The 15,462-nt window shown below is 65.5% G+C and carries 17 protein-coding genes and 1 tRNA gene; 14 read left to right on the top strand and 4 right to left on the bottom strand.

Going from position 1 to position 15,462, the window contains the following annotated elements; all coding sequences use genetic code 11:
* Positions 1–43: 43 nt before the first annotated feature.
* Genes scpB through der form a run of 4 tightly spaced genes read left to right on the top strand, consistent with a single transcriptional unit; the run spans position 44 to position 3,562 of the window.
* Positions 44–739, top strand: a complete 696-nt coding sequence (scpB, locus tag G6N54_RS04730) for an SMC-Scp complex subunit ScpB (protein ID WP_163788772.1) — start codon at positions 44–46, stop codon at positions 737–739.
* On the top strand, positions 739–1,482 hold the full coding sequence (locus G6N54_RS04725) for a pseudouridine synthase (RefSeq protein WP_163788771.1): 744 nt from the start codon (positions 739–741) through the stop codon (positions 1,480–1,482). Before scpB ends, G6N54_RS04725 begins: the two co-directional genes overlap by 1 nt.
* On the top strand, positions 1,482–2,165 hold the full coding sequence (gene cmk, locus G6N54_RS04720) for a (d)CMP kinase (protein WP_163788770.1): 684 nt from the start codon (positions 1,482–1,484) through the stop codon (positions 2,163–2,165). The genes G6N54_RS04725 and cmk overlap by 1 nt, the downstream gene beginning before the upstream one ends.
* Positions 2,162–3,562 (top strand): ribosome biogenesis GTPase Der, encoded by a 1,401-nt coding sequence (gene der, locus G6N54_RS04715; protein WP_163788769.1) that lies wholly within the window; start codon positions 2,162–2,164, stop codon positions 3,560–3,562. The genes cmk and der overlap by 4 nt, the downstream gene beginning before the upstream one ends.
* Positions 3,563–3,653: 91 nt before the next feature.
* Here der and G6N54_RS04710 read toward each other — a convergent pair whose 3' ends face one another.
* Positions 3,654–4,589: an SDR family NAD(P)-dependent oxidoreductase gene (locus G6N54_RS04710; protein ID WP_163788768.1), complete on the bottom strand. Its 936-nt coding sequence runs from the start codon at positions 4,587–4,589 to the stop codon at positions 3,654–3,656.
* Between the two features lie 112 nt (positions 4,590–4,701).
* On the opposite strand from G6N54_RS04710, the gene G6N54_RS04705 reads away from it, so the two are divergent.
* From G6N54_RS04705 to G6N54_RS04685, 5 genes are all read left to right on the top strand, one after another.
* Positions 4,702–5,604, top strand: coding sequence for a helix-turn-helix transcriptional regulator (locus G6N54_RS04705; RefSeq protein ID WP_163788767.1), 903 nt, complete (start codon positions 4,702–4,704; stop codon positions 5,602–5,604).
* A 71-nt stretch (positions 5,605–5,675) separates the two neighbouring features.
* Complete coding sequence (locus G6N54_RS04700; protein ID WP_163788766.1) at positions 5,676–6,455, top strand: SDR family NAD(P)-dependent oxidoreductase; 780 nt, start codon at positions 5,676–5,678, stop codon at positions 6,453–6,455.
* Between the two features lie 19 nt (positions 6,456–6,474).
* The gene (locus G6N54_RS04695; protein ID WP_163788765.1) at positions 6,475–7,299 is read left to right on the top strand and encodes a cyclase family protein; all 825 of its coding nucleotides are present in this window, start codon (positions 6,475–6,477) and stop codon (positions 7,297–7,299) included.
* Between the two features lies 1 nt (position 7,300).
* Positions 7,301–8,074, top strand: coding sequence for an IclR family transcriptional regulator (locus tag G6N54_RS04690; RefSeq protein WP_163788764.1), 774 nt, complete (start codon positions 7,301–7,303; stop codon positions 8,072–8,074).
* A gap of 87 nt (positions 8,075–8,161) precedes the next feature.
* Positions 8,162–8,235, top strand: a tRNA-Pro gene (locus G6N54_RS04685).
* A gap of 409 nt (positions 8,236–8,644) precedes the next feature.
* On the opposite strand, the gene G6N54_RS04680 is transcribed toward G6N54_RS04685, so the two are convergent.
* Both G6N54_RS04680 and G6N54_RS31255 read right to left on the bottom strand, forming a co-directional pair.
* On the bottom strand, positions 8,645–9,457 hold the full coding sequence (locus tag G6N54_RS04680; protein WP_232073362.1) for a Fic family protein: 813 nt from the start codon (positions 9,455–9,457) through the stop codon (positions 8,645–8,647).
* A 10-nt stretch (positions 9,458–9,467) separates the two neighbouring features.
* The gene (locus G6N54_RS31255; protein WP_232073355.1) at positions 9,468–9,851 is read right to left on the bottom strand and encodes a hypothetical protein; all 384 of its coding nucleotides are present in this window, start codon (positions 9,849–9,851) and stop codon (positions 9,468–9,470) included.
* A 365-nt stretch (positions 9,852–10,216) separates the two neighbouring features.
* On the opposite strand from G6N54_RS31255, the gene G6N54_RS04675 reads away from it, so the two are divergent.
* From G6N54_RS04675 to G6N54_RS04655, 5 genes are all read left to right on the top strand, one after another.
* A complete protein-coding gene (locus G6N54_RS04675) occupies positions 10,217–10,840 on the top strand; it encodes a TetR/AcrR family transcriptional regulator (protein ID WP_163788763.1) in 624 nt (207 codons plus the stop codon).
* Positions 10,841–10,868: 28 nt separating this feature from the next.
* Complete coding sequence (locus tag G6N54_RS04670) at positions 10,869–11,690, top strand: hypothetical protein (RefSeq protein ID WP_163788762.1); 822 nt, start codon at positions 10,869–10,871, stop codon at positions 11,688–11,690.
* Complete coding sequence (locus G6N54_RS04665) at positions 11,690–12,715, top strand: phosphotransferase (protein WP_163788761.1); 1,026 nt, start codon at positions 11,690–11,692, stop codon at positions 12,713–12,715. Before G6N54_RS04670 ends, G6N54_RS04665 begins: the two co-directional genes overlap by 1 nt.
* Positions 12,716–12,901: 186 nt before the next feature.
* Positions 12,902–13,612, top strand: a complete 711-nt coding sequence (locus tag G6N54_RS04660) for a DUF2510 domain-containing protein (RefSeq protein ID WP_163788760.1) — start codon at positions 12,902–12,904, stop codon at positions 13,610–13,612.
* 148 nt (positions 13,613–13,760) lie between these two features.
* Positions 13,761–14,837 carry a cytochrome P450 gene (locus tag G6N54_RS04655; protein WP_163788759.1) on the top strand — a complete coding sequence of 359 codons (1,077 nt, stop codon included), beginning with the start codon at positions 13,761–13,763 and terminating at the stop codon, positions 14,835–14,837.
* A 55-nt stretch (positions 14,838–14,892) separates the two neighbouring features.
* Here the strand turns inward: G6N54_RS04655 and G6N54_RS04650 are convergent, their stop codons facing one another.
* Positions 14,893–15,261 (bottom strand): DUF732 domain-containing protein, encoded by a 369-nt coding sequence (locus G6N54_RS04650; protein ID WP_163788758.1) that lies wholly within the window; start codon positions 15,259–15,261, stop codon positions 14,893–14,895.
* Between the last annotated feature and the right edge of the window lie 201 nt (positions 15,262–15,462).

The following is a 15,462-nucleotide window of genomic DNA, read 5'->3' as shown; positions in this document are numbered from 1 at the left end:
GCCGTGACGATGCAGAGCGCAGCGATGAGGAGGTGGGGCGCTCGTGACCGAAGACCTGCCTGACCTGGATCTCGAAGTCGGCATCCCGGACATCGCCGAGGCGGCGCCGCTGGACGACGACGAGCTTCGGTCCGTGCTCGAGGCGCTGCTGCTGGTGGTGGACACCCCGGTCACCGAGGAGGCGCTGGGCTCGGCCACCGGGCAACCCGTCTATCGGATCACCGCCAAACTGCAGCTGATGGCCGAGGAACTCACCGCGCGCGACAGCGGCATCGACTTGCGCAAGACCGGCGAGGGATGGCGGATGTGCACCCGCGCCCGGTTCGCGCCCTACGTGGAGAAGCTGCTGCTGGACGGCGCACGCTCCAAACTCACCCGGGCCGCGCTGGAGACCCTGGCCGTGGTGGCTTACCGCCAGCCCGTCACCCGCGCGCGGGTCAGCGCGGTGCGCGGCGTCAACGTGGATGCCGTGATTCGGACCCTGCTGGCACGCGGCCTGATCACCGAGGCCGGCGTCGACGAGGACACCGGAGCCGTCACCTTCGCCACCACCGAGATGTTCCTGGAGCGGTTGGGGCTGGAGTCGCTGACCGATCTGCCCGACATCGCGCCCTTGCTCCCCGACGTCGACACGATCGAGGACCTGACCGAATCCCTGGACAGCGAGCCACGTTTCATCAAACTGTCGGGCGGCCAGACGTCCGAACAGTCGCTGTCGTTCGACGTGGACCAGGATTGATGGCCGAAGACCAAGGGATCCGGCTGCAAAAGGTGTTGTCCCAGGCCGGAATTGCGTCGCGCCGGGCTGCCGAGAAGCTGATCATCGACGGCCGGGTCGAGGTGGACGGGCAGGTGGTGACGGAGCTGGGCACCCGAGTCGACCCCGACGCCTCGGTGATAAGGGTGGATGGCGCCCGCATCGCCGTCGACGAAGAGCAGGTGTATCTGGCGCTGAACAAGCCGCGCGGCATGCACTCGACGATGTCCGACGATCGGGGCCGGCCGTGCATCGGCGACCTGATCGAGCGGCGAGTGCGGGGCAACAAGAAGCTCTTTCACGTCGGTCGGTTGGACGCCGACACCGAGGGCCTGATCCTGCTGACCAACGACGGGGAGCTGGCACACCGGCTGATGCACCCCTCCCACGAGGTTCCCAAGACGTATCTGGCAACGGTCGCCGGCAAGGTGCCGCGCGGGCTGGGCAAGCAGCTGCGGGCCGGCGTCGAATTGGAGGACGGCCCGGCGCGTGTGGACGATTTCGCGGTGGTGGACGCCATTCCAGGAAAGACGTTGGTGCGCTTGACCTTGCACGAGGGACGCAATCGCATTGTGCGCCGGATGCTGGCGGCGGTGGGTTTCCCGGTGGAGGCGCTGGTGCGGACGGACATCGGCGGGGTGTCGCTGGGTGAGCAGCGGCCCGGCAATATCAGGGCGTTGAGTCAGGGCGAGATCGGCCAGCTGTATGAAGCGGTGGGCTTGTGATGAGCGGCGTTGCGGTGGCGATCGATGGCCCGGCGGGAACCGGAAAATCCTCGGTATCAAAGAGATTGGCGCAGGCTTTGGGTGCGCGCTACCTGGATACGGGAGGCATGTACCGGATGGTGACACTGGCCGTGTTGCGTGCCGGCGTCGACCCGGCCGACGCCGATGCGGTCGCGCGGGTCGCCCAGTCGGTGCGGATGTCGGTCGACTACCACCCCGACGGAGATCGTTATTTCCTTGCCGGAGAGGATGTCTCGGCCGAGATTCGCGGCGACCAGGTCACCGGAGCAGTGTCGGCGGTGTCGTCGGTCGCGGCCGTCCGGACCCGGCTGGTCGCGCTGCAGCGTGAAATGGCCCAGACTCCGGGCAATGTCGTCGTCGAGGGCCGCGACATCGGGACCGTGGTATTGCCCGACGCGCCGCTGAAGATCTTCTTGACCGCCTCAGCCGAAACCCGGGCCCGGCGCCGCAACGACCAGAACGTCGCCGCCGGCCTGCCCGACGACTACGACGGCGTGCTGGCCGACGTGCGCCGACGCGACCACCTCGATTCCACCCGCACGCTGTCGCCGCTGCGACCGGCGTCCGACGCGGTGACCGTCGACACCAGCGACCTGACCGAGCAGCAGGTGATAGATCAGCTGCTGGAGTTGGTCAAGCAGCGAAGCGAGGCACTGCGATGACTCAGGACGGCACCTGGTCCGACGAAAGTGATTGGGAAGTAGTCGATCCCGACTCGGCAGACTTCGACGAGCCCGGCCCCGCGCCGGTGGTGGCGATCGTTGGGCGGCCCAACGTCGGCAAGTCGACACTGGTCAATCGGATCCTGGGGCGTCGCGAAGCAGTGGTGCAGGATGTTCCCGGAGTGACGCGCGACCGGGTCTTCTACGACGCGCTGTGGACCGGTCGCCGGTTCGTCGTACAGGACACCGGGGGATGGGAGCCCGACGCCAAGGGCCTGCAAAAGCTGGTGGCCGAGCAGGCGTCGGTCGCGATGCGTACCGCCGACGCGATCATCCTGGTGGTCGACGCCACGGTCGGGGCCACCAGCGCGGACGAGGCCGCCGCCCGCATTCTGCTGCGCTCCGGAAAGCCAGTCTTCTTGGCCGCCAACAAAGTTGACAGCGAGAAGGTTGAATCGGACGCTTCCGAGCTGTGGTCGCTGGGTCTGGGAGAGCCACACGCAGTCAGCGCGATCCACGGTCGCGGTGTGGCCGATCTGCTCGACGAGGTGCTGGCCGTGTTGCCAGAGGTTTCCGAGGCGGCCCCGGCGGCCGGCGGTCCGCGGCGGGTGGCGCTGGTCGGCAAGCCCAATGTCGGCAAGAGCTCGCTGTTGAACAAGCTGGCCGGCGACGAGCGATCCGTCGTGCACGACGTCGCCGGAACCACCGTGGATCCGGTCGACTCGCTGATCGAATTGGGCGGCAAGGTCTGGCGTTTCGTCGATACCGCAGGCCTGCGCCGCAAGGTCGGGCAGGCCAGCGGCCACGAGTTCTATGCCTCGGTTCGCACGCACTCGGCCATCGATTCCGCCGAGGTGGTGCTGGTCTTGATCGACGCGTCGCAGACGCTGACCGAGCAGGACCAGCGGGTGCTCTCGATGGTGATCGAGGCGGGTCGGGCGCTGGTGCTGGCGTTCAACAAATGGGATCTGGTCGACGAGGACCGGCGCGAGCTGCTGGACTGCGAGATCGACCGCGAGCTGGCGCAGCTGCAGTGGGCGGAGCGGGTCAACATCTCCGCCAAGACGGGCCGCGCGGTCCAGAAGCTGGTGCCGGCGATGGAGACCGCGCTGGCGTCGTGGGACGCCCGGATTCCGACCGGGCCGCTGAACACCTGGCTCAAGGAAGTCGTGGCGGCCACGCCGCCTCCGGTGCGCGGCGGCAAGCAGCCCCGTATCCTGTTCGCGACCCAGGCCGCCGCCCGCCCGCCGACGTTCGTCCTGTTCACCACCGGCTTTCTCGAGGCCGGCTACCGGCGCTTCCTGGAGCGGCGGCTGCGCGAGACCTTCGGCTTCGCCGGCAGCCCGATTCGCATCAACGTGCGGGTACGCGAAAAGCGATCCGCCAAGCGCCGCTAGCTTTCGCCTCGTCGACGTCGAATGCGCGTCGAGGGCGCCCTGAGCGCACACTCGCCGCCCTGAGCGCGCACTGAACGCCCTGAGCGCGCACTCACCGGGCCGCATCGAGGAGTTCGGCCGTCGCCTCCCAAAGCCGTGCCTCGCGACGAGGATCAATCGCGATCGGCTTTACCTCTCGCTCTTCGTCTTTGAGGACGAAGGCGCCGTCGCGCAGATGCGCCCAGCGTTGATCGAGGACGATCGACGCGAGCAACGGCCCGGAGCGGACCGGTGACGAGACACCGGGAATCTTCTCCACCAGACGCCCTACTCGTTGCAGGGTAGGGCCGTTCGCTCTGCTCAGACCGGTGCCCGGCATGAATCCCGGTTCGAAGACAATCACGTTGACGCCATGCGGGGCGTGGCGCTGCAATTCGTGTGCGTAGTACATCAACGCCAGCTTGGAATCGGAGTAGGCGGTCCAAGACAGCTCGGACGTCGCCGCCGCGCTCCTGGCGGTGGGCTGCGCCAGCTCGATCGGATCACGCCAACGCGCCGGGGGCACGTGCAAGATCCGGCGAAAGATGTTCTGGTGGTAGGTGTTCGAGCCCAGGAGCACGATGCGGGCCGGAGCTGTCAATGAGCCGAGCAGATCGCCGATCAGTTGTGCGTGTGCGAGATAATTCACCGCGAAGGTGAGCTCGTAGCCATCCGCCGAAGCGGTATGTGTGTCGGCGACGCTGAGGCCCGCGTTGGCGACCAGTGCGTGCAGCGGGCGCACCGCGACGGCGTCCAGCAGTTCCTTGGCCTGCTGACCCGCGCCGCGCACCTCGGCCAAACACGAGAGGTCGCAGCCGATTTCGTACACCGTCGCGCCCGCCGCTCGGGCCTCGTCGGCCACCTCGGCCAAGGCCTGGCCCAGCCTGCCGAGCAGCAGCAGGTCGGGGCGTTGGGATGCGGGCCGATTCGCGAGCGCCAGCGTCGTGGACCTGCCCAGTCCGCCGGTCGGCCCGGTCAGCAATACGGTTCCGGAGGCGATCGAAGTCATGGCCCGAGTGTGGGTCGATGTCGGAGTCTTAGGGAGTCGTCTGGTTGTCGTAGGACTGCCAGTGCCACCACAAGACCTTTCCCCGGCGGCCCCTGTCGCGCACAGTAGAGGGGTGGAGTCGTGGGAATTCGGCCGCAGGGTGCGCCAGTGGCGCGACCGTGTCACGCCCGCGGCCGTCGGTGTGCCTGTCGGAGGGCGCCGTCGCGCCGCGGGACTGCGTCGCGAAGAGCTCGCCGGGCTTGCCGGAATCTCCGTCGACTACTTGACCAGGCTGGAACAGGGTCGGGCAACCTCGCCCTCGGTCCAGGTCGTCGAGGCACTCGTCCGTGCGTTGCGCGTCTCGGACGCCGAGCGTGATCTGCTGTTCCGGCTGGCTGGGCATGTCGCCCCAGGACACGGCGTCGTCTCGTCGCGCATTTCCCCGAGTGTCCAACGCATGCTCGACCGGTTGGCGAACAATCCGGTGGCCGTCTACGACGCCACCTGGACCCTGCTGATCGCCAACGCGCCGTATGACGCGCTGATGGGCCCGACAACCAATTGGCGGGGGATCGAGCGCAATGGTGTGTGGCGCAACTTGATTGGCCCCGGAACCCGCGCTGTGCAGACGTCTGAGGAGCGTGCCGCACTGCAGGCCGGGCTGGTCGCCGACCTCCGTGTGACGGCGTCGCGCTATCCCGCCGATCAACGGTTGAAGCAGTTGATTCGCGAGCTGTCCGCCCAAAGCCCCCGGTTCGTGGAGCTCTGGGACGCGGGATCCCCGGAACTCCATCACGACGTCGGTCGTCGAAAAGTCATCGACCACCCGGATGTCGGGCGCATCGCCCTGGACTGCGACACGCTCGTCGTCGCCGGAGACAACCTGCGCATCATGATCTTCACCGCGGAACCCGATACCGAGGACGCCGAGCGCCTCGGTTTGGCGATCGTGCTGGGCACGCAGACCTTCGCGGAGCAAGTCATCTATTCCCGCAATGCGGTCGATGTGATCTTTATCTTGGGAGCTCTGAGTTGACTTCGCTCGACAACGTCCGTAATCTCTCGTACAACGGGTTAATAATCCTGTATCGCAGGAGTTGATGTGAGATGGTAAGCGCGGCGCGGTTCAGCGTGCGGGACAAGTCGATACTCATCACCGGCGCAACCGGTGCTTTGGGCAGTGCGGCGACGCTGGCATTGGCCGATGCCGGGGCACGGCTCACGCTGACCGGAGGTAATACCGACCGCCTGGCCAAGCTCGTTGACGAGGTGGGTCTCCGTGACGCGGCCGTAGTGGTTCGGCGGCCCGACACGCCGGACGGCGCCCAGGCCATGGTCGAGTCGGCCGTCGCCCGGCACGGCCGACTCGACGGAGTCCTGGTCGCCTCGGGCATGAATCACGTTCAGCCGATCACCGAGATGGGCGTCGACGACTTCGACGACGTGATGAAGGCCAACGCGCGCGGCGCGTGGCTGGTGTGCCAGGCGGCCGGACGGGTGCTGCTGCGGCAGGGCGAGGGCGGCAGCGTCGTGCTGGTTTCGTCGGTGCGCGGCAGCCTCGGACACCCCGCGGGTTACAGCGCCTGCTGCCCGTCGAAAGCGGCGACCGACCTGCTGGCCAAGTCGCTGGCCGCCGAGTGGGGTCCACAGGGAATTCGGGTAAATGCGCTGGCGCCAACGGTTTTCCGATCGGAACTGACCGAGTGGATGTACGCCGACGACGAGAGGGGACGGGAAACCCGCGAGGCGATGTTCGCCCGAATCCCGTTGCGCCGCTTCGCAGAACCGGAGGACTTCGTCGGCGCCCTGATCTATCTCCTCAGCGACGCGTCGAGCTTCTACACCGGTCAGGTGATGTATCTGGACGGCGGCTACACCGCGTGCTGACGAATCGAAAGGAAGTGTCGTGACGTTCACCTGGCCGCTCGGCCAAGCTGAGTCCACGCTGGAGTTTTACGACCTGTCCCATCCGTGGGGCCACGGCGTACCGGCCTGGCCGTACTTCGAGGACGTCAAGATCGAGCGGTTGCACAACATGGCGAGAAGCCGCGTGCTCACCCAAAAGATCACCACGGTAATGCATTCCGGCACGCACATCGATGCGCCGGGCCACGTCATCGAGGGCACGCCGCTGCTCGACGAGATCCCGCTCAGCGCGTTCTTCGGCACCGGGGTGGTCGTGTCGATCCCAAAGAAGAAGTGGGAGGTCGTCACCGCCGAGGATCTGGAGAAGGCCACGCCCGAGATTCGGCCCGGCGACATCGTGATCGTCAACACCGGGTGGCACCACACCTACGCCGACAGCGCCCAGTCCTACGCCTACTCGCCGGGCTTCTACAAGGAAGCCGGGGAGTGGTTTGCGTCCAAAGGCGTAAAAGCCGTCGGGACCGATATCCAGGCGCTCGACCATCCGATGGCCACGGCGATCGCCCCGCACGGACCCGCCGAGCACACGGGCGGTCTATTGCCGTGGGCGGTAAAGGAATACGAGGAGCACGCCGGCCGCAAGGTACTCGACGACTTCCCGGAGTGGGAGCCGTGCCACCGCGCGATTCTGTCCAAGGGCATCTACGGCTTCGAGAACGTCGGCGGTGACCTGGACAAGGTCACCGGCAAGCGCGTCACCTTCGCGGCGTTCCCATGGCGCTGGGTCGGCGGCGACGGTTGTATCGTGCGGCTGGTGGCGATCATCGACCCCACCGGCACGTACCGTCTCGAGACTGGAGCCTGACGTGAGCGTCGACTCAGAAGAGGCCCGCGGCAGCGGAATTCAGGTCATCGCCCGCGCAGCCGAGATGTTGCGGCTGCTGCAGGCGCATCCCGGCGGGTTGAACCAGGCCGAGATCGGCGAGCGGCTGGGGATGGCGCGCTCGACCGTGAGCCGGATCCTCAATGCGTTGGACGACGAAGGTTTGGTGGCCTCGCGTGCGGCGCGGGGTCGCTATCGGCTGGGCCCCGAGATCGCCCGCATGGCCACCACCGTGCGCCGCAGCGTCGTGGTCGATCTGCACCCGTTCATCGAGGAGCTGTCCCGCGAGCTGGAGGAGACCGTCGACCTTTCGATTCTGGACGGGGACCGCGCGACGTTCGTCGATCAGGTCGTGTCGCCGCACCGGCTGCGGGCGATCAGCGCGGTGGGGGAGTCGTTTCCGCTGCACTGCTGCGCCAACGGCAAGGCGCTGCTGGCCAGCCTGTCGGCCCAGGAGCAGGCCGCTGCTGTGCCGAGTCGACTAGCCCGGCTGACCGCGAACACCATCACGACGCCGGCGGCGTTGCGCAAGGAACTCGAGCGCGTCCGAGTCGAGGGCATCGCCTATGACCGCGAAGAGCAGAGCGAAGGTATCTGCGCGGTCGGCGCGGTGCTCAGGGGGGTGAGCGGCGAGAAGGTCGCCGTCAGCGTGCCGGTGCCGTCGCAGCGGTTCTACCGCCGCGAAGCCGAGCTTGCCAAGGCGCTGCTGTCCTGGGTCGCGAAGGTCGAGGCTTGGTTCGCAAAGGCCGGCGACTAGGAGACGCGCAGGTCAACCAGGCAATATCGGGTTGCGGGCGCGCCTACGGTAGGCTTTGGAGCTGCTGCCGGTGGACTCACCGGCGCGCGGGCTGTGGCGCAGTTTGGTAGCGCACTTGACTGGGGGTCAAGTGGTCGCAGGTTCAAATCCTGTCAGCCCGACAAGTGTGATGTCTCAGGGCATCGGAATAGCTCCGAACCTGCGTTAGGTTCGGACCTTTTTCTTTGTGGGGCTTTTGGGAGTGCCGGTGGGTTGGTAGTCCCCGGTGGGGTCGAGGGTGAAGTCGCGCAGTAGTTCTCCGGTGGCGGCGTTGATGATTTTGATGTTGAGGTCGTGGGCTAGGACTGCTGGGGTGGCGCGATGCGGTAGGGAACGAGATGTGGGTTCGCAGTGGCAACGAGTCGATGATCGCGTTTACTGCCACTTCCATTGCGGCCCTTGGAGAACAGATTTGTAGGCCGAGCGACGAGTGGGACTATCCCGACTCGGGGCCTCCCCATACCCGCAGGGCCTGAGGTTAGACCTTTGGGGAGAACGGCTTCAACGATTTCGGATGCATAATCTACTTCGTCACGCGGGTAGCGCTCGCCGGCCCGCGCGCTCGGCGAAAGCATCCAGCGCGTGTAGGACTTCCGGTGCGCGCCAAGCCCGGTTGCGGGCCTGGTCGGTGAACTCGACGATGATGTCGGCCGCGACAAGGGGAGCCAGGTATCGGTAGACGTTGGTAATTGGGATGTTTAGTTGATCCTGGATTAGTCGAGCATTGACCACTGGGCGTTTGATCAACAAGTCCGCGACACGGTAGACAGCCGAGTCGCGACGGGCCTTGATCTTCGAGTCCCACTGCGCTCGTGTCGCTTGCAGATCGGCGACTAGCTGTCGACCGTTGACGACGGCCAGTATCGCGGCCTCCGACAATCTGGCGACTATCGGGGCGGCGTCGCCTTCGCGATAGGCAGTTAAGGCAGTGAAGTAGGAACCCGTATCCGTGAGCAGGCCGGCTGAGACAGGCACCGTGATTTGACGAGTTAACCGCTTGTTGCGCAACATCGATTGAATCAGGGCCCGTCCCGTGCGTCCGTTGCCGTCGGGGAACGGGTGAATCGTTTCGAATTGGGCATGGGCATAGGCGATTTGGGGGAGGAGAGCTATGTCGTCGCGTTTGGCGAAGCGGACTAGGTCATCAATGGCACCAGGCACCCGATCCTGATGCGGTGCGATGAAATCAGCGCCTCGCGGGCCGAAATTGCCTCCGCCGATCCACACCTGCTCTGTGCGCCACTTGCCGGCGATCTTCGGTTCACTGTCGTGCATCAGCGCGGCATGCATGGCCAGAATGGCATCGCCGCTGATCTCGTCCGCCAGGTCGATGGCTGCGTGCATCGCCTTGGTGTTAGCGACGATCATTGAAGCGTTGCGGCGCTTGGTGGTTCCCAACGTTTCGGCTTCGGCGATCGCGCGCGGTGGCGGTTAGGCTCTTGATTTTGGAGCTTGCTGCTGATTCCGTGCGCAGCAGCACGGATGCAAATGGTGCTATCTCGCCCCCGAGTTCTGTATCGAAGCGCGCGATCGCCTGGCTAGCTTCCTCGGCGTCCGCCAGAATGCCAGAAGGAAGACTGACGTCAAGGTTGGCAATCTCTGCGGGAACGGCGGCTTGATACTCACCGGACTGGCGCAGTGCGGCTCGCAGGTCGGAGCGCCCGCAGCCCCCCTCGGTTGGCATGCCCCAGGTAAGGGTCTCGTGCCCGATGGCCGTACCCGAGTTAACTGATGACACGTGTTCATCTTATCATCACTTAGGAAGTTAACTGATAATGAGCAGCGCTGCTGCTATCGGATAGGTGCACAAGTGACAAGGAAAGCTCTCTTTGCTGTTGGTTCCGGCAAGGGGACGATGACCCTTGAAGGGCCGACCGGCTAATGTTCGCCCGACCAAGGCCCGGCCGGGGCGGGGATGCTCGGTTTGGCTGGATACGGGGATGCGGTGTGGGCATTTGACTGAGGTTGCGGTCAACAACGGCGCCGATTGCTGACTCGCCGCAACAGGATTCGTCAGCCGTGGTTGTGTGTCGCGTCGGCAGAGCGAGGATTTCGAGAGCCCCGATACGTCAACGACGCCGCTAGACGCCGTATGTTGCTGTGATGGTCGAGCCGATCAGCCGCCGGGAGCGCAAGAAGGCGCAGACGCGCCGTGCGCTGACCAAGGCCGCCCTCGACTTGTTCCTGGAGCGGGGGTTCGAAGCCACTACCGTCGAGGAGATCGCGGAAGCCGCGGATTTCCACCGGGCGACGTTCCACCGCATCTTCGCCAGCAAAGAAGACGTCGCTATGGGCGACATCCTCGACCTGTTCGCTCTGGCGCGTGAGCGACTCCGCGAGGCGCTCCCGACGGACGATCCGTTCTCGGTCGCGCGGGACGTGCTGACCGACACGATGGCCAGCTTCGAGGAATCGGACGACGAACTCGTGGCCGCGCACGTGCAGGTCTGGACCAGCGACCCCGCGCTGCAGTCTCGGTTCACGGCGATGATGCTCGACTGGGAGCACGAGATCGCGCGTTTCTTTGCCGAGGCTTGGGGCCTTGATCCGGAGTCCGACATCCGCTGCTACGTGATCGCGACGGCGATGATCGGGGTGACGCGTTCCGCGCTGCTCATGCGACGCGCCAGCGGCCTGACGGTCCGCGAGACGATCGACAAAGGGTTCGACTTTCTGGCGGCAGCCGGCTTCGGAAGAAATGCGACACATGACGCAGATTCGACATAAGACGCATAATTTTCTATAGTCTCGTCGTGTGAGCTCGAACGCGACGGTTGCGATGCGACGCAGAATTCAACTGGTGTGCCTGGCAACCGGGCCGGCCTTGGCCGCGCTCTACGGCGTGGGTGTGATCCTCTTCGCGCGCATGATCCCGGTGAACAGTCCTGACATGAGCATCGCCGCCGTCGTCGCGTCGTATCAGGCGCACGCCACCGGCATCCGCGTCGGCATGGCGATGGTGGTTTTCGGCGCCGCCTTGATGATCACCTGGGGTGCCGCGGTGGCGACGCAGACGCGTCGGGGCGCACCGGATTACCCGATCCTGTTCCACATCCAGATCGCGTGCGCGGTGACGGCGTGCATCAACGGTGTGATGCTCTGCCTGGCGGGCGGCCTCGCCGCGTTCCGTCCAGACACGTTGTCGGGCGAGAGTATTCGGCTGCTCAACGACCTGTTCTGGCTGCTCTGGACTATCCCGGGCACCAGCTTCGAGGTGCGGTGCTTCGCCGCCGCGGCGGCGATCCTGACCGACAAGGGTGCGAATCCCGTGTTCCCGCGGTGGGCCGGCTATTTCAGCGTGTTCGTCGGGTGCTCCTTTTTGCCGGGCGTCCTGGCGTTCTTCGCCAAGCATGGACCGATCTCGTACAACGGCCTGATCCCTTGGTGGATCCCGACGGTGACCTTCTTCTCCTGGGTGATCGTGATGACACCGCTGACCTGGAAGGCGATCGACCGGGAGGCCGCCCAACCCCCGGCCGAGCAGATCACGGACCCGGCGGTGATCGCCGAGTTCGCTCGGTTGCGCGCCGATATCGCGGCCCGCGATCCCGGAGCCCGCGAGGCAATCGACGCCTGATGCCGAGCACCGCACTGCCGCTGAAGGTCGAACAGATCACGCCGGAATGGCTGGGGGCGGCTCTCTCGACGCCACGCCGTGAGGTACGGGTCCGGGCCGCTTCGGTGACGGGCGTCGTGTGGGGCACCGCGACAAAGGTGATGCTCGACGTCGGCTACGCGTCCGGTGGCGACGAGCTGCCGTCGCGTCTGTGCGTCAAAGGTGGATTTGTGCCGGAGATGCTCGAGTTCATGGCGCCCGGGTATCAGGCCGAGGCGCGCTTCTACCGCGACGTCGCGCCGCTGCTGGGCGAGGGCCTGAGCCGTTGTCACTTCGCCGGGATCGACGAAGATTCAGGTCAGGGGATCGTGATCCTCGACGACCTCGCCACCCAGGGAGCGGCCTTTTGCGATGCGCGCCAGTCGCTTTCGGTCGACCAGGCGGGCCCGGCCCTTGAGTTGCTCGCCCGCTGGCACGCGCGGACGGATCTCGAGGTGGACTGGCTCGACGCGCCACCCCACTACCGGCCGATGGCGTACGCATTGGTCGCGGAGCGATGCGACGAACACACCAACGAGATGGAAGGCCCGGTCGGCCGAGTGCTGACGAGCCGCGAGCGCCTCCTCGCCGGATTCCAGGCCATGTGGGCCGACGAGGATCGCAGGCCGCGGCGTTTCATCCACGGCGACGCGAACCTGACGAATGTCTACCTCGGCGCGTACGGGGAGCTACGCTTTGTCGACTGGCAGTTCGCCGGACGCGGTGACGCCTACCACGACGTCGCCTTCTTCCTGATTGGCGCGCTCAGCAGCGAGGACCGTCGCAACGCCGAGGAGCGCCTGCTCCGCTGCTACCTCGTGGCGCGTGGGGCCGAAGCGGAGACGTTCGACGTCGCCTGGGACGCCTATCGGCGCCACGCCCTGTACGGAATCATCTATGCCCTGACGCCCGAGGCGATGCAGCCGGCCGAGATCCGCGATGCGATGAGCGTCCGCTTTGCCCACGCGGTGCACGACCACGACGTGCTCTCGCTGCTCGGTGTCTGAGTCGAGCCCGATCCGAAGGCGCGGCTATCGCGGAATCTTGCGTCGGTTCAGGCGTTGAATTTTAGGTGCAGTTTGCCCCGCCGCCGAGAACGAAATCCGACTCGAAGCCATTCGACGTCAGGCATCGTTTTGGGCGACCAGCGCGGCGGGTAGCCGAAAGGGCACCGGCTGGACGAAGGTGCAGGGATGCTGTCTGAACATCCGCCCCCGCCGCCGCAACCGGCGCCGGGCTGGTACCCAGACCCCGCGGGGGTCGGACACGGGCTGCAGCGGTATTTCGACGGCAGCAAATGGACCAGCGAGTGGGCTTTCAATACCGAGCGGCCGGCAGCGGCGCGGCCGGTCTCTAGAGAGCGGCCGAAGAATGATCTCCGTGCAAACGTGACGGCGCTGGCCCTGGCGGCACTCACCGCGCTTGTTCTCGTCATCGTCGTCGGCCGAAGCTGGGTTCTCGACAAAACACACGACAGCCCGTCCACGGCCCCGGGCGCCACGACACCGTCAGCAGCGACCGAGGCGGCGCCTTCGAGAACGACCGGCCCCAAGATGCCCGACGGCATGACCTTCGCCTCCGTTCCGGGCCCGAACGGTGAAGTCATCAACGCCCGATTTGCCATCCGCGACAACTACACCGAGACGATGATCAAAGACGGTGCGCGGCACGACACCATCGACATCCTCAGGTACGCGAAAGCGACCTATCCTGACGCTTCCGCGGTGAACGTCCAGGGCACCTTCCCGATGACCGACCCGTATGGCAACACCTCGACGCAAGTTGCCATCGACCTTACGTATTCGCGAGAAACGTTGAACAAGATCAACTTCGATGGCGTGAGCAAGAAAAGCATCTGGGAGATTCGCGACTCCGGCTCTGTTCTACCGGCTTTCGAACCCTAGTGACTCTAGCCTCCGCAGCGGGTGGCATCACGGCCGTCGCGGCGCCGTCGGCCGACATTGCGGATAGAGTGGCGGCGTTGAAGTTGCAGGTGGCGCGGCTGGTGCGGGCTTCGCGGCGGCCGCCGATCGGGAAAGTCGGGGTTGCGTGGTGACAGGGTCCGGGGGCGACGCCACGCGGGAAGTCATGCGCTCCGACGAAGATGCAGCCGCGGGTTTTCGGGAGTGGCATGCTGCCGCAGAACGAGCCGGTCAAAGAGTGCTGCAGAGGCCGGACGGCACGTACCTGCTCTGGCGCCGCGACGATGTGCTTGCGGGTGTACGCGACGGCGAAGTTTTCGCCAGCCGCCAGGGCGAAATGATGCCCGGCAATCCGCCGTTCGGCCCGTATCACTCAATCTTGGTCGAGCTGCTCAACCCCGCCAGTTCGCGGGAGATGTTGAAGCCCATACGTGGGCTCATCGAACAAACCATCGGCGTCGTTGCGAAACAGGATCGCTGCAATGGAGTGCTTATCGCCGTGGTCCTGTGTCACGCAGCAGCCGCGTTGGCATGCGGGCTGCCGCGCCACGTTGGTATCGATGCGGTCAACGCCGAGGTGGTTGGCCTGATCCGCCAAGCCCCGCTGGGTGGCCAGGATGTGATCAGCCGCCTCGCCGACGAACCGCTCAGCAACGAAGAGGTCATGGGACTGATGGGGTCGGTAGTCCGCGGTTTCATGTTCGCGTCGTTACCGATCGCGGCGGGCCTGGCGATGCTGGCGCGGAAGCCGATGCTTCAGCAGGAGTTGCGCGAAAATCCGGGCCGGCTCGCCATTTTCATCGAGGAGCTACTGCGCTTGGACGGCGGGGCGAACACCGTTTCACGAATTACCACTCGCGATGTGACGATCGGCGAAACGACGATCCCAGCCGGGTCCCCGGTCGAGTTGTGTGTCGGTCTGGTGCACCGCGACGAGGCCGACCCCATGTCAGGTCAGGACATGAAACTGGATGGTCCGCATCGGCATTGGAGCTTTGGGGGAGGTCCGCATCGGTGTCCGGCGTCGCATCTGACCCGGGATCTGCTGGCCATCTTCTTCGAGGTGTGGCTTGCCGAGATCCCGTTTTTCTGGTTCGACTGGAAAGGCGGCGAGGTCCCCAAGGCCTGGCATCCGAAGCCCTTCGGCCCATTGTCGGCCCCGCTGTTCGACGGGTGGATTCCGCAGTGTGTGCCGCTGAGGTGGTGAATCTTCGTGGGGTGCAACATAACCGATGAAAATCGTTACACTGCAACAATATACGCTACGGAAGCTGGCCTTTATGACTTGGGCAGTAGACGGTCACGGATGCGGTGACGAATTTAGTCGCGGTGCGGGTCACGCGATCGGGGTACAGGCGCAACTGCGGACTGCCCGAGTACGTCGTGTTCGTCTCCTCGTCGATCACGGACTGCACCGAGGCGCCTTGGTCGAGCTCGCCGCAGATTTCGTGGGCCCGGTAGACCAGTCCGGGCACGTTGTCGATGACGGGAATCTGAAGTTGTGCCAGCAACGCCACAAATTGGTCTTCCTGGCTGTCGGCGCCCGCTGCTCCGGCGCAGGCAACCGCGACGGTCAGCAGCACCGCGGCGTTAGCCAGAACGTCTGCAAGGCGTCTGATGCGGATGCGCACGGCAAGCTTTCCGTTTCGTCGGTGTCACCCGCTCGGCGCCTCATTGAATCGACACCACGTGGTAACAATGGAGGCAACTGTGCCTGCAATGATGCACATCGTAACTGGCTGGAACCGTGAATCACCACTGGACTTCGTGCCAACCCGCAGATGGGGGTGGGCGCGACAGGCTGCGGGAGCGTATGACCGCATCGAACGGTA

The organism is Mycobacterium stomatepiae (assembly GCF_010731715.1).
Taxonomy (GTDB): Bacteria; Actinomycetota; Actinomycetes; order Mycobacteriales; family Mycobacteriaceae; genus Mycobacterium; species Mycobacterium stomatepiae.
This window is presented reverse-complemented; position numbering and strand designations above follow the sequence as displayed.

Bases quoted from the DNA above. Each gene is read 5' to 3' on its own strand.
- G6N54_RS04675 (WP_163788763.1), top strand. From the start codon at position 10,217: ATGGTCGAGCCGATCAGCCGCCGGGAGCGCAAGAAGGCGCAGACGCGC.
- G6N54_RS04700 (WP_163788766.1), top strand. From the start codon at position 5,676: ATGGTAAGCGCGGCGCGGTTCAGCGTGCGGGACAAGTCGATACTCATC.
- cmk (WP_163788770.1), top strand. From the start codon at position 1,482: ATGAGCGGCGTTGCGGTGGCGATCGATGGCCCGGCGGGAACCGGAAAA.
- G6N54_RS04665 (WP_163788761.1), top strand. From the start codon at position 11,690: ATGCCGAGCACCGCACTGCCGCTGAAGGTCGAACAGATCACGCCGGAA.
- G6N54_RS04660 (WP_163788760.1), top strand. From the start codon at position 12,902: ATGCTGTCTGAACATCCGCCCCCGCCGCCGCAACCGGCGCCGGGCTGG.
- G6N54_RS04725 (WP_163788771.1), top strand. From the start codon at position 739: ATGGCCGAAGACCAAGGGATCCGGCTGCAAAAGGTGTTGTCCCAGGCC.
- G6N54_RS04710 (WP_163788768.1), bottom strand. From the start codon at position 4,589: ATGACTTCGATCGCCTCCGGAACCGTATTGCTGACCGGGCCGACCGGC.
- G6N54_RS04680 (WP_232073362.1), bottom strand. From the start codon at position 9,457: ATGCACGCAGCCATCGACCTGGCGGACGAGATCAGCGGCGATGCCATT.
- der (WP_163788769.1), top strand. From the start codon at position 2,162: ATGACTCAGGACGGCACCTGGTCCGACGAAAGTGATTGGGAAGTAGTC.